11 protein-coding genes are annotated in these 14,092 nt (G+C 55.9%); 6 read left to right on the forward strand and 5 right to left on the reverse strand.

From position 1 onward, the window contains the following. Positions 1 to 12: 12 nt before the first annotated feature. Entirely contained in the window at positions 13 to 315 is a 303-nt protein-coding gene (locus NKF26_RS23410) for a hypothetical protein (RefSeq protein ID WP_253234986.1), read from the reverse strand. After that, complete coding sequence (locus NKF26_RS24550) at positions 305 to 712, reverse strand: helix-turn-helix transcriptional regulator (RefSeq protein ID WP_369682187.1); 408 nt, start codon at positions 710 to 712, stop codon at positions 305 to 307. The genes NKF26_RS23410 and NKF26_RS24550 overlap by 11 nt, the downstream gene beginning before the upstream one ends. On the opposite strand from NKF26_RS24550, the gene NKF26_RS23420 reads away from it, so the two are divergent. The 5 genes from NKF26_RS23420 to NKF26_RS23440 all read left to right on the forward strand — a co-directional run bounded on the left by NKF26_RS23420 (position 675) and on the right by NKF26_RS23440 (position 9,734). Continuing rightward, positions 675 to 1,166: a hypothetical protein gene (locus NKF26_RS23420; RefSeq protein ID WP_253234988.1), complete on the forward strand. Its 492-nt coding sequence runs from the start codon at positions 675 to 677 to the stop codon at positions 1,164 to 1,166. The genes NKF26_RS24550 and NKF26_RS23420 overlap by 38 nt on opposite strands. 276 nt (positions 1,167 to 1,442) lie before the next feature. Further along, entirely contained in the window at positions 1,443 to 2,537 is a 1,095-nt protein-coding gene (locus NKF26_RS23425) for a hypothetical protein (RefSeq protein WP_253234989.1), read from the forward strand. Between the two features lie 56 nt (positions 2,538 to 2,593). Next, positions 2,594 to 5,812: a VirB4 family type IV secretion system protein gene (locus tag NKF26_RS23430; protein ID WP_253234990.1), complete on the forward strand. Its 3,219-nt coding sequence runs from the start codon at positions 2,594 to 2,596 to the stop codon at positions 5,810 to 5,812. Continuing rightward, the gene (locus NKF26_RS23435) at positions 5,812 to 6,864 is read left to right on the forward strand and encodes a hypothetical protein (RefSeq protein WP_253234991.1); all 1,053 of its coding nucleotides are present in this window, start codon (positions 5,812 to 5,814) and stop codon (positions 6,862 to 6,864) included. Before NKF26_RS23430 ends, NKF26_RS23435 begins: the two co-directional genes overlap by 1 nt. A gap of 83 nt (positions 6,865 to 6,947) precedes the next feature. Next, positions 6,948 to 9,734, forward strand: a complete 2,787-nt coding sequence (locus NKF26_RS23440; RefSeq protein ID WP_253234992.1) for a type IV secretory system conjugative DNA transfer family protein — start codon at positions 6,948 to 6,950, stop codon at positions 9,732 to 9,734. Positions 9,735 to 9,760: 26 nt separating this feature from the next. Here NKF26_RS23440 and NKF26_RS23445 read toward each other — a convergent pair whose 3' ends face one another. Beyond that, entirely contained in the window at positions 9,761 to 10,240 is a 480-nt protein-coding gene (locus NKF26_RS23445; RefSeq protein ID WP_253234993.1) for a transcriptional regulator, read from the reverse strand. A 1,584-nt stretch (positions 10,241 to 11,824) separates the two neighbouring features. Here NKF26_RS23445 and NKF26_RS23450 point away from each other — a divergent pair. Next, a complete protein-coding gene (locus NKF26_RS23450) occupies positions 11,825 to 12,757 on the forward strand; it encodes a hypothetical protein (RefSeq protein WP_253234994.1) in 933 nt (310 codons plus the stop codon). A gap of 517 nt (positions 12,758 to 13,274) precedes the next feature. On the opposite strand, the gene NKF26_RS23455 is transcribed toward NKF26_RS23450, so the two are convergent. Both NKF26_RS23455 and NKF26_RS23460 read right to left on the reverse strand, forming a co-directional pair. Then, on the reverse strand, positions 13,275 to 13,673 hold the full coding sequence (locus NKF26_RS23455) for a SprT-like domain-containing protein (RefSeq protein WP_253234995.1): 399 nt from the start codon (positions 13,671 to 13,673) through the stop codon (positions 13,275 to 13,277). 24 nt (positions 13,674 to 13,697) lie between these two features. Continuing rightward, on the reverse strand, positions 13,698 to 14,092 hold a 395-nt coding region (locus NKF26_RS23460; RefSeq protein ID WP_253234996.1), incomplete at its 5' end, for an SWIM zinc finger family protein.

The following is a 14,092-nucleotide window of genomic DNA, read 5'->3' on the forward strand; positions in this document are numbered from 1 at the left end:
GGGAGTGAGGTCTCAAATCCGAGTGAATTGGTCGGCGTTTACCGGGAAGATGTTGCGACCATAGAGTTTGATCAGATACGCGGCGATAAACCACGAGAAAATAACCATCCAACCACCGACATAATTCGAGACGTTGAGGACATACAGAGCGATACCACCGGTCGTTCCGAGAACCAGTATCTGAATAAGAATTCCGACGAGAATGAGTTTGCCAATACCAATGAGTACCGCGACGTGTCGGCGAAGTGTATCTCGCGCAGTTTCGTTCGGTGCTTCGATCGATAGAGGTGGGATTTGCATGTCCTTATCCTCCATTTTCCTCGTCAGCAAGCGGATCACCGACTAACTCGTACAAGGCCGTTTTCGCATGGATGTTCTTGAGGTACCCAGCAGCAGTGAGTATCCCGAGTCGGTTGTGAACGTATTGACGCGAGCGGCCCGTTTCGTCGACGATGTATGATTGTGTTGCCCGTCCTTTACGGAGGAGTGCGAGAATTTCCTTGTCGACATTTGTGAGAGAGACTCTATTGCTGGATTTGTGTGGGAGCATATAGTACAGCCCTAGGGTATGACATAAATAGGTTACGCACACACTGGCTTCGTTCGGTAGTATACGGCATCTCAGTGTGTGCGTAAGGTATTTATCTAGCCCTCTAGATGTGGGAGTGAGTACAATGGATGAACAAAAGCCGAAATCGGCCCAGAGACACATCTCTGACCGATTTCACCGATTGACAGACGATTCGATCCAGGAGTATCACGCACTGGTGGACTTGGTGACTGAGAAGTGTGAAGCGATTCCCACTCGATTCATTCGTCGCAGCGTCGGCATCGTCGCCACAACGGCGGCGTTTTCAGTCCCAGTGGCGGCCCAAGCCACTCAGGAGGCAGGCGACGTGATGTGTTCGTCTGGCCTTGGTCCCGTCATTACACTCGCGTTCGGAATGATCACGATGGGGATGTTTCTGCTCGCCGCATTCCGCGGTGCAATGGCCTGGCTGAAGATGGGGAGCGCTCGCTCTGATAAAAAGAAAGAGGGTCGTGACGCGGCGCGTGGAGCGGTGATCACATTCTGTGGTGCGTGGTTTTTCCCACTATTCGCTGTTGTCCTCGACAAGGCTGGCGTGAGCACGCTTTCGTGCGTGAATTTTGCGAATATAATGTGAGTGCGTTCAGGCACTCCTCTTCCGACTATGATACAGAACAGACCCAGTAGCTGGCTGGTGGTGCTCCTTCTCATCGTGAGTGTCGCGTCCCTTGCCGTTCCGGTCACGGCACACTCAGCCAGTGCAACCAACTCAACGACGTCCCAGAATCACTGGAGCGCTAGTCCGGGTGACCGCCAGACAACGGCACCATCGAATAATTCGACAAACGGTGGGAACAGTAGCGACGGCGGTGGGTATCTCGGAGGGCTGGTTCCATCGATCAACCCGGTTGACATGGCGAGGGGAGAACTCAAAGCCATCGCCGGAATTTTCCTCGGTATCGGGAAGGGTATCCCGAATATGGTCCGCGACGGCGTCGCTGCGGTGCCTGCACCCGGCCAACCAGATAGGCCGAGTACGTGGGTTAATCCTCAAAACGGCCTGTGGCCGGGTGTGTACAAAGCCTCGGCGTGGACGGCCGGTCTCGCGAGTGTCGTGTTGATGGCGGCTTTCGGGATGTCCTTCTATCGGTCGGATCCGTACGAGAAACGTCAGGCGTGGAAGCGCGTCGGCATCGCGCTTGTCATGGTTGCGACGACCTGGATTATCCCGCCGCTCTTACTCCATCTGGCGAACGAGACTGCAATGTCAGTTGCCCCCAACGGTGCCGAGTTCATCCAAACAAACGCAAAACTCGCGAAACTCGGTGTCGGCCTTGGTCTCGGTGTCCTCCTCGGCTTTCTTCAATCGGGTACGATCGCCGTCGGGCTCCTCATCCTCGGCCTCGAGCGAGCCCTCATCTATGTGTGCGTGTTCTTGTGGCCGCTCTCTTGGGCCTGTCGTGCGTATTCGGGCTTTCTGAAGAGCATTGGTGACACCTTCGTCTATCTCTTCGGCGTCGTGATCGTCACGAAACTCTTTCAGGCACTCGTCCTTCGGTTACTCGCTGATTTGCCCTGGACATCAGGCGCACTCGGCGTACTAGAGACGTTCATTCTCGTCGTTGGAGGACTCGTCTTCGCGTTGCTCGTTCTCCCGAAGGAGATGCTAGCCCACGCGAATGACGCCGCCTCGATCGCCCTTGGGACTTCAGCAGCGAACCAGCGCAAAGCAGGGAAATACATCGGCGAAGCGGGCAATCGCGTCGGCCACAATGTTCACGAGAAGTACCAAGACTACCAGAGCAACGATGGTTCCAGTTGGGAACAATCGGATAATTCGACGTTTAGCGCTGGCACGTCGGCAACGGAGGACACTGTAAACTACGATTCAGTAAACAACGCGTTGAACGCAGACGGCGGTATCGACGCCCAAGACGTACGCGAGGAGCAAGAACGCGCTGACTACGAGTTGAATCAGGGTCGTGAGATACTGCAGCGATACGACTGACCCCCGTTTCGGTTCACGCCGACATCCCGGTGCAAGGCTGGGAACGGGCCTTACCCATGACAGACAACGCAGATGCACCGAAGGACCCGAGTCAACTCGTACCGCCATTCGTCGATTCCGGGCTCGATTATCAGGGATTCAAAGTAAACGACCTGCTTTACGGCACGCCCGGTGCCGGTATCGTCGGTGCCAGCGGTCTTGCCGCCCTATTCGGTGCCCCACTCGGCCCCTCCTTGCTGGGTGCCAGTGTGGGCGTGCTTGGTGGACTCGGTGGTATTGGACTGGCCGTCTCATCGGGCGAGTACTCGACGGGACTTGATCGCATCAAAACCCCGATCGCTTACGTGAAGGCCAAGCGCGGCTTCCCAAAGTCAGGCGATGAAGCGGCGACTGTCCACGGAGTGAATCGAATCCACGCCGACGGCACTGCCGAGATGGACGACGGGCGACTCGTTGCCCTAGCACGGATCTCTGGTCGAAATACGACGATGCAAGAGACGAGTGACGCCAGAGAAATGATTGGCCGGATTCGTGGCGAACTTGACCAACACGTGAGCGATTTCAATTTCCGCCTGTTCAGCACGGCGCTGGAGATTGACCCCCACGATGTGACCGAGAAGTATCGGGCGAAACTCTATTCCTCGGAGTACGCGGGCGAGGAGTGGAAGCTAGCGCGAGAGCTCCTTCGAAGCGTTATTCAGTGGACCGAGAACACCGATTTTCCGCGGTTCGATGCACGGGAATGGCAGCACTATCTCGTCGTCGAAGTTCGCCCGGACGAAGTGGCGGTGCCGGACACGACCGACGAGAGTGAGATCCGGTCGCTGTTGTTCGGCAGCGACGACGAACAGTGGGATGCCAAACGTAGACGGATGCAGCGTGAAGTGAAGAGTCGGCTCTCTCGGCTTTCACGGGCATTCGGAAGTACCGACGGGTGTGAGACGACGCAAGTCGGCCCAGCTGAGCATGCGCTCCTCCTGGGTCGGTACTGGAGTGGCACCGAGCACTCCTTTGACGCCAGCAGTGTGACGAAAGACGTCGATGCAGCGGTGTGGCCACATCGTGCCGAGGACGGCGACAGTCCACGACCTGAAGCAGTGGAGACGACCGACACGCCATCAACGGGAATAGCAGACGTCGCGACGGTCGAAGCCACAACCGACGGCGGCACCATCTCGCAACCGGTCGCAACGAGCACCCATGCTGACGACGCGGTCGGCGAAGAGGCGTCGTTCCTCGCACAGGTCCGCGAAGGCTTACTCGCCCCACTCGCCAGCGACGAAAACGAGACAAACGGACTGGCTCACGATCGAGTGCAGGAACTGCTGGCGCCGCAAACGTTCGACGCTCGCGATGGCTACGTTCGCACCGGCCAGCAGTACTGTCGGACCTACTGGATCGCCGATTGGCCAGTCGAACCCCAAGAGAAGTTTCTCGAGGCGATCTACACTATGCGAGGAGTGGACGTCGATGTGTGCTTAGATGTGCGAGCGCGGGACAAGCGAGCAACGGAACTCGAATTGAAGGATACAATCGGCGAGATCGACGCGAACATCGACGAGCGCAAAGACATGAGTGATGTCTCGGCGATCCTCGTCGAAGACGACCTTGACCCGTACGTGAAGATGTACAAACTCCTCCATCACACGCAAGCCCAACCGTGGGATTTGAGCGGGTACGTTACCGTGCGTGCTGGGACGAGACAAGCACTGGATGAAGCTGAAGAGCGAATCGAGGAAGGGCTAGCGAGTGAAGATGAGTTAACGCTGGATATTGCCAAACACCGAGCACTCGAAAGCGCCTGCGAGAAAGTTCGAGGAACGCTCGAAAGTGCTCCCGCCCATCTAACGGTACTTGCGCCGGAGCAACGACAAGCCGAACTGTTCGAATCATGCTCGCCAAACGGCCGGGACGCGTTCGCTGACGTCTCCACACGTGAGCGCTATTCACTCTCGCTGTCGGGGACAATCGCTGCGGCCTTCCCGCCAGTGTCTGCCTACATCGAGCAAGAGGACGGCGTTGAGCAGGGCCGAAACGTGCAGAACGGAAGCGAGATCATCAAGAATCAGTTCTCTGTCGCACCAGGCCACCGACTGACGATCGGAAGTTCCGGCAGCGGGAAATCCTACCACGTCGGCAAGCAAGCGACACGGTGGTATCTAGCGGGCGAGGATCGCACGCTCATCTTGTGCGATACGATGGGTGAGTTCGGTGGGCTCGTCGAACTCATGAACGGCCAGCATATCACGGTCGACGGGTCGCAGACGATTAACCCGCTCCACATTGAGGAAACGCCAGAGGACGTACTCCAAGCGTCGGGGAATCTGGATCCGTACGACATGAAGTTCACCGAAGCGCGGAATTTCATTCTCGATATGATCGGCGACGCCAACGACGACTTTGCTCCGCTCGTCTCCGATGCACTGAACGCCACCTACGAACAGGCGGGGATTCTGAAGAAGGATGTCTCGACACACAAACCGGAGAACAGCCCGACGATGGCCAACTTCCGGACGATCGTCAACGACATGGGCGAAAATCCGAGTGACTACGTCGATTCGGAACTCGAGAAGGCTCAGATCAAAGAGAACGCTGGCCCGCTACTCCGACGGCTCAGTGGGTTCAAAGAAGGTGGGGAACACGACGCACTCGTCGGTGAATCGGAAGCGCACATCCGTCCGGGTCAGGTGTCGTATCTTGATCTCCAGCAGATTCAGGGGCTTGGTGCGGCGGCAGACAAAGCGACGATGCTTCAGTTGATGCTCGGCCAGGTGTATCAGGCGGTAAAACGGGCACCTGGTGAGACGCTGTTCGTCGTCGATGAAGCACACTATCTCTTCCAGTCGAAGGAAATCCTCGCCTGGCTTCAACAATCAGCGCGTCACTGGCGGCATTTTAACGCCGGACTGTGGTTCCTCTCACACCGACCGGGTGACTTCGCGAGTGCTGACGACACGGACATGCAGGAGTATAAACGTGCCATTCTCGGACAGATTCCGACAACGGAGTTCTTCTACACAGACAAGCTGGAAGAACAGGACGCCAAGGAACGCTTTGGGATGAACGACGAGCAACTGCAGTTCATCACCCAGCACGCCAAACGCGGTGAACAGGGACTCGGGTACACCGACTATCTCGTTGATTATGCGGACGTCCAAGGGTGGATGCACGCCCAAGTCAGGGCATCACCGTTCGAGGATATCGTCTATAGTTACAAAACCAGCGAACACGGTCCCTTCGAGGAGTACATCGCCGACGAATGGGGTGAGTTCTGATGGGGCTGTTCAGCAGTGACAAGACGCACGGGAGCTACACTGCGACACAGCTTGACGAGTCGTACACCCAAACCGTGGACGAAACGCCGGGTGTCTTGCTCGGGATTCGGCCCTACAAAGACAACCAAGGGATTGTCGATGGTGCCGCGATGCTCCAATCGCTCCATGACGTTCGAACGAAAGGGCTTCGAGACACAAACATCAGCCAGCACCATTCCTTCGAGCTGTGGTTCGACGAGGAGAAGCTCAAATTCTACATGCACGCCGCCGACGAGAATGCCGCAAACAAGTTCCGCCGGCGCGTCGCAAACAGCTACTCAAATACGCAGGTGTTTCGGGTAGAGCGTGGCGACGCATTCCCGCAGGTCAACGCTGACGACTACGTAGCGGGTGCGGAACTCGACTTGAACCGGCACTACTACTACCCGATTCGCAATCACCAGGGCGACGGCTTCGAGAGGGATCCGTACGGCGAAGTGACGAGCGAGATGCTTTCGACACCAGAAACACGCGTCGTTGTGCAGGTCGTCTTTCGGCCCGCGAAAAACGATTGGACGGAGGGCAACGGTGGGCTCCTGTTCCGAGACGAGAGTGTGGACGACGTCGCCGAGGGGCTTCGGTCGGACCAGGTTGTCGGCTGGCTAAATCCCCGTACTCGTGACGCGAGTAAGAAGGACCGCGAAGCAGCGGATGTCGTCGAGATGCAACGGGGACAGTACGGCTTTCACACTAACATGCGGATTCTGGCTGTTTCGCCAGACCCGTATGAAGCCGAATCACGTGCTCGTGGAGTAGCGGGAATGTTCACCCGCTACTACAACACCATGACCGAGCAGGGGTTCACTGATGAGCCTGTTCCTGCCAGCGACCGTGACGCGTTCATCGATAAACTGCACGCTCGGGAGTGGGAAGATCGGGAGATGATTCTCTCAGTGAGTGAGCTCGCCGGTGCCGCACATATCCCGAACAAAGAGATTGAGACGCCGAAAATCGACTGGCGTTACTCCCAACGCGGTGGCGAAGTTCCGGCCGACAGTCAGCGAGAAGAGTAACAGCGGTGACTTTCCCCCGCTTCCCGGATGGTTCACGCCGTCACGTCGGTGCAAGCCCGACACCGGGGCTTTGGTGACATACGATGTTCGACAACCTATTCGGTAACAACGATACACCCGATACAGAGTCAGTAGAGGCCGATATAGATGAGCAAGAGGACGAGATACCGGATGAGCTTCGAGCACCGACTGGCGAACCGTATCAGATAACACCGACTGGAAATGACCGAATCGGCGGTGCCGAAGTACTCACACACACTGAAGAGAACGGTGTCGTCGCCGGGCCAAAGGTACGTCGATTGCTCGAAGGCTCACGGACGCGTCCCGAAGGGCCGCTCTGGACAGGTTACAACGACAGTGCTCAGGAAGGCTTTCGCGAGGTTCCGATTGAGTTTGGGTCACTCTTTCAGCACAATTGGGTCTGTGGCACAACAGGAGCCGGAAAGACGACAGAGCTGCTGAACTGGATGGTACAATTAGCGTACGCCGGTCATGGGTTTGTCTACTTCGACCCCAAGGCACGTGATTCGAAAGAACTCCTCCAACTGCTTCCGGAGGACCGCCTCGACGATGTGATTTGGATTGAACCAGGCGACGAAGATTTTGATCGGGATGTCGGGATCAACTTTCTCGAAATCCCAGAGACGGACAGCCAGGTTGAACAAGAGCGGGAAATCGAAGATCGGTTGGAGAACTTGAAAGCGATCCTCGATAACGACGACTACTGGGGGCCGCGAATGCGGGCGATCACCGAGAGTATGGGCCGAGCGATGATGAAATCCGAGAAGGACTACTCGGTGATCGATTTCTACTTCGTGCTCCTGAATCAGGAACGTCGCGAACAGTTCGCCGAGGAAGTCGAGGATCCCTACATCAAGGAGTTCGTCAATGAAATCGCCGGAATGGACGACGACGCCGTTCGCCCGCTTCTCTCGCGAGTGAAAAACTGGGTCGAAAACGGGGTGATACGTCGGATTATCGCCCAGCGTGAGAGCTCAATCGACTTCCAGGACATTATCGACGAGAACAAAATCGTGATTGTCCGCACACCGGTGTCGAACCAGGACGTCAAACAGATGATCACCCTTGGTGTGATGCGTCCGATCTGGAGTGCCGTCCAGAATCGGTCGTTCGAGGACGGAGAGAACGAGCCGTTCTTCGCCATCTTCGATGAGTTCGACGCGATTGCGAGTCAGAATCTCGATGTCAAAAATATGCTCGCACGAGCTCGCTCGATGCGCCTATCGGTGACGATAGCCTGCCAGTACCCCGAACAACTCAAAGAAGCGGGCGTGCTGAGCGCCGTCAAAGCCAACTGTAACAACCCGGTGATCTTCCGTCTCCCGAACGACGAAGACGCTCGTCCCGTCGCGAAGCTGTTCAAAGGGTACAACGAGGAGGATCTCATGGAGACCGAGAATTACCAAGTTTGGACGCGAATCCCGATTAAGGGCGGCATGCAGTACTCCGACCCACTGAAAATCCATACGTTCGCACCGTATCCACCGCTTCGCTCGGAGAAGGATGCCGAGGACGTGATTTACCGGAGTCTAGAGCAGTATGGCAGTCCGCCGATTACCGACGCCGAAATTCAGCGCGAACTTCCATATGGTGAGTTGAATGAAGGAACGACTGCTGACGATCCAGCAGACCTCCCAGTCGGAACAGACGAACATTTGCGCAATCAGACACTGAAAGCGGTCTACGACGAAAGTATTCGGCAGGGAGATCCGGGCGGCTGGGTACAAATAGCGGTGTGTGTTGAGCGGCTAAATCGGTATCTACCCGGTGACGACGTGACTGATGCTGGGAAAGCATGGCGAAAAGTTTTGCAGCGGGTGCCGGATACGCACCTCGATCATCGCGAAGTCGAGGACGAGATGGAAGTGAAGCCGCTGGATACCGGGTTCCTGAATCTCGGTGACTCGGAGAACGATGGGAAAGCAGAGCATTGGGCACCGATGGCTGATGCGTACGTGCCGATGACGCAACTCGGGTTCATCTTCGAAATCCCCGAACAGACGGGAGAGGCGATGCCCGACGGTCTTGCACGACTGGACGACGTCCTCGCGATTGGGCCGGACGACGACCCGGAGACAGTCGCGGACACGGTCAACAGCTACCGCGAGGACCATGCCCTCTTGAATCGGTTAGCGGGGACGAAAGACGTCTATATCGAGAGCGAGCACACGACCGGCAGTACGCAGCCCTCACAGACGGTCAAGAATCTTGCCCAGGCACACAACGACGGGCATCGGTGCTTGTTCTTTGCCCGCGAGGAGGTAGCTGAGAAGGTGTATGATACGGTTGCCCACGAGCCATTTTGTTGCCGGACCAATCACGACATCAAGGGTGAGCGACGGTTCTACACGGGGACGAATACACTCAGTATCGAGGGTGAGACGATTACCCGGCCAGGAAATCGTGAGAACGTGTGGGTTCACGACGAACAGACGGGGAAGTACGTGCTTCAAGACGGGGATGGGACGGTTCACGCTCGATTTGAGTCTGCGGCGGACATCTTCACCGACGCGAGTGCCTATCCAACGGGTGGCAACCGGAACGTGAAACCGCCGATCATTCCCGAGTACGAGATGAACGGTGACTTGCGTGCTGTGGAGTGGGACGTGATCGTGGTGCCACCGGAGACAGAGACACCAATGGATCTTCGGCTATACGAGGATAGTGAACAGACACCACTCACGGATCTCATCATGGGTGCTGCAGACAATCGAGACGAGAGGAAGGAAGACTCCTCACAACCCGTTGATGTCGCCCAGACAGAAGCTGTGAACCAGGAGGATCCACAAGACGAGTCTGACGATCACGGCGACGACCTCGCAGACGATATTACCGGGATGTTTGGCTAATGCTGTGCTGATTCCGAGGTGAGCAGCTACTCTTCAAGTAGCTCCTCTGCCTGGTCTTCAGTAAGCGTTCCAGTGTGGACAGCGATCTTCACAATCACGGCCTTCATTTGTTCTACATCATTTTCGAGAGTTGACAGACGCTCATCCAACGCCGCTACATCCTCCGGCGAGACGAAAGCACTTACCGGGGTATCAAGATAGTCGTCACAGAACTGGCTGCCACGCTCAGTGAGCGCCCAGCTCCGTGCGTGTGAGCCACCCCGACCGTGGTACTCACGCTGTTCTTTCTCCATGACAAGTCCCCACTCAGTGAGCCGTTCCAAATGGTGGATGGCACTCCCGCGTGGAACTGCTGAGTGTTCCCGAAGTTGGGCCGTATTCAGCGTAGATTTGTCAGCTTCAAGAAAAGCGGTGAGAAGGTCACGGCGTGGTTCACCGAGCGATTGCTGGATGGTTTCAAACGATGGACGGTCCTCTAGGTCTGCTGGAGAACTCTGTTCTGACATGGAGTTATATTGAGTTCGAAGAGTTATAATAATATTCCTCGATATAGTTATACTCACCCCTCCCGACACCAATAGCTGAACAAAGACAGAACCGATGAGTTAGAGAAGAATAGATGGGAGCGAGAGCGACGAGGACAAGAAAGCGAATACAAAGGGCACCCAGAAAGAGCGTAGCACGTGGGCACCCCACTATGCGTGTAGCGACACTGATGTCAATTATATCAGGATGATTGAATAGATCACGGGCATAAGCCAAGATGACAGTCCTCCCAGAAATACACAGACGAACAGAGACAGGAACAGCAACCGATGTCAGGTATGTAACTATGCTGCCATTTCTGTGAGAGAGTAGACGACGAAAGGTACTGTAACCCGGTGGCTAGCAAAGCGTGAACTGGAACAAAGTACGACCCGGGAAGCACGAGGAAACATCCCTAGTGAGTACGGCTAAGGGACAGTCCAATAGAGCGCATTAACGATTGTCACATGATTGAGAACAGGGGACAGTCCCCTTGCAGAAACAACAGCCACAGAACACAGAATAATGCGGGATGGGACAGTCCGGTAGTGCGAATAGCAGGCTGGGAGAGAGACTGATCTAGTTTACTGAGGTGCAACAGCCATGGACAGTGGAGTGAGAACGAGAAAGGTGGCTGAAAACAAGGAATGAGCAGCACGACCGAGAGCTTAGCCGGCAGTACCGACGGGAAGGACGTGCAGCGTTACCATAGGATGACAGTCACCGAGACGAAAGGACCTCGAGAAACGAACCCCCAAACACCGAGTGACGAAGTGCGAGACACAAAGGCTGTGAGACAGCACAGGACAGTCCTCAAGAGCGACGAGTTCTGACAGTCCTCTACCCGGACAAGACGAAGACATCCGGTGAGCGACGAAGGAGGGGTGCCAGTGACTGCATTGATTGGGTGCCTGCTGGCTTCACGCAGATCTGGGTGCCAACACGGGTGAATAGGAGAAACACCGAGGTTTCAATGAACGAGTGATTAGCAGTCAAGCACTGCGAGACTTTCCACGAGAGATGAGAGCAGCCAACCCTGAGGTACGACAGAGAGACTCTGGACTGTCCGTTACCGACCAGCAGAATAGACGTTGGGAGTGTTCCAGCCCGTGGGACTGTCATTCCTTCATCAGTGGGTGATGGTCATATCCGATGACGACTGGGGGACTGTCCAGTGTGTTGGGACGAGTTGTGACGTGGACTGATTGCGGTCACCGGACTGTCATTGGTAATGAGTCAACGGGACTGTCTGTGGGCGAGCGGGTGGTTGTGGAAGGAGAGAGCGTGTCCCGACAGTTGATGGGTGATTTACTCCGGAAATGTGGTGTGCTAGTAGTGGACTGTCTGGGTGGCTGATGTAGACTGTTTGTGATTTTGGAATTCACTTGAAAGACGGGGTGTTTGACATCAGGTGGGCACTGTTCCTGCCGGCCGACTGTCCACCGTTCTCTCGTGAAGCCTCCGCCAAAGGTGGGCGGTACTTAAATCAATTCGACTCAATCCGCCTCTGTCGTGCGATTGGCTAAATCGGGAATGGTATCCAGCTAACCGTTCTATTTTGGAGTATGACTAAGGTATCAAAACCTCGCACGGCATGCCAGGATCAAGTTGAGTTATACGACACGCTCAGGGACCCAGGACTTCGACCGATTCTTGCGGTTGAGCTCGGGAAAGCGAAGTTCAACCAACTCAAAGCTCTCAATGAGTTCCACATGGGGATGGAAAGCCTACAGTCAGTCCCGGAGGACACAGCCACTCGCTCTGCAAAGATGGTGAAGGCTCGTGACGGGGACTCTGTGCCGGCGTTTTCTGCTCTAGATGACGATAAGTCGGTGGAGACAGCGGACAGCGGAGACGACGAGGTCTCGTCGATGCCTCAAAACAAAGTAGCAGAAGTGTGGGAACGAATCGCCAACGGTGAGCGCTGGATCGGAGCAGTCCCCGTTAGCTTCTACCGGGAAATGGAGGACGTTTACCTCGTTGGTCGTCCGTTCCTCATGGGCTTTAATCGCGGGCAACCGAGAGTGATCCTAAACCAGATACTTCCGCGCGCCGGTGGGAACATGGGTCGCATCTATGCGAACGAATGGGCCCGACCTTGGGTCATCGCCAAGATCTTGGATGCGTCTGGGTTCAATATGGACCAAACGTCGCTCGTGACGATGAAGGCTCAAGAGCCAGGTAGCGCGGACGAAGACTCGGTACTCGGGTACCTTCCCGGTAATGCGCGCAAGACTGTGGACGAACTGATGGCATACAGAGCCAACCACGACCTCCGGCCCGACCGGACAGCCAAACCATCGCTCTCCCATGAGCCCCCCTACGTTCAAACGGAAGTCCTCGGCTACGACACCGAGTTCTCGCTCTACGACCGAATCGGGTTTGGCGATTCAATCAAAGACATCATCGCCGTCTTCCAGGGTGAGCAAGGGCCAAGGCAGGATGATACGCCAGACAAAGGCCTTTCGCTGGAATACGCACTGAAGCACAAGTTCTAAGTCACACGGATTTCGGTGCAACTAGTTCCCGTGAAGATGTGATACGCCAGAGCAACGGGAATGAAACGAGCCTCTTGAACGATGTGAAACATATCGACGCGGGTGTCCCTCAGGCCAGAGGAGATGCTACCGAGCAAAACGTCAAAGATAGTCGTCAAGCGGATGGAAATGGAGATACGAATATTAGCATATTATACTAACCAAAACAGAATCAAACTCGACGATAGGTGAGATGATACACCTACACAGAAAGGTGAGATGATACACCTACACAGAATATAGCGATCCGCGAAAATCTTCCTCGTATCTTCTGCTTGTCGCGAGAACTACTTAAACGAGAATTGGTTAGTGGCCGTCGACCTCCTCGACATGGAGTGACCCACCACACTCACCACAACTGTACTGCTCCGGGTTGCGCACTGTTTTCGACCGGCGATACCGGGCAATCCGACCGCCGCAGTCCTCACAGACAAGCCACCACTTGGGCGTAGTGAAGCGTTCGCAGTGCCGTGAGGTGTCAAGGCGGTCTGTCCAGCGGGTGAACGTTGCGCCGTGATCCGCGTCGCCGAACTCGTTGGTACTGCCACGCGTGAATCAGTTCGTGCCGGACGGTTTCGCTGAATTGCTTCCACCCGTGTTGTTCGTAGGCCGTCCAGGTCAGCGCGATCGTGATTGCCTCTGTTGTCGGGTCGTACTTCGTGACGCCTGCCTGTCGTTGGGCTCGATGTGAGACCTCCCAGCCGATGGTTTCGGCCGGCAGATCCGGGAAGTGTTCAGCGGCGACGTTCGTTGCGTGCTGTCGTGCTCGGTCGAGGAGGGCCGTCGGTGTCTCGGGGCTATCGTTGGTCTCAGTTTTCGCGCTTTCCGTGAGCGTTTGCTGGTCGGTGATATCTGAGAACGTCAATTGGTGTGCCATGGATAAAAAGGGCTGAAACGGTGGTTAGTTCGGCAGTTGTTTCCGTCCGGTTCTTACGCACGGCCAGCACGGGAAGTCACCGAGGCCCTCACAGTCGCAGTTGTCCGGTTCGGCATCGTTGTCGTCCTCCGACGGGAATGCCTCAATCGTCCCGTCGTCGGTTGCGTTTTCGACGGCGGCCATGTGTTTGCAAAAGGCGTTCCGGTGGACATGATGCGGGCAGGTGCAGGCCATCAGTTCCTCGGTCACGTCGTCGATGGAGACTGTGTATTGGTGGTCTTCGGGGTTCTCATGGCTCTCATTGGTGACTTCGATGAGTCCGGGGGCATCGACGTCGAAGGAAAACTGTTCCCATTGTGCGCGTTTCTGTGCCGTCTCGTCAGCTTCAAGTTCACTAGGCGATTTCGTTGACATGGTCT

Origin of the sequence: Haladaptatus sp. AB618 (assembly GCF_024136965.1) — an archaeon.
In the GTDB taxonomy this organism is placed as follows: Archaea; Halobacteriota; Halobacteria; order Halobacteriales; family Haladaptataceae; genus Haladaptatus.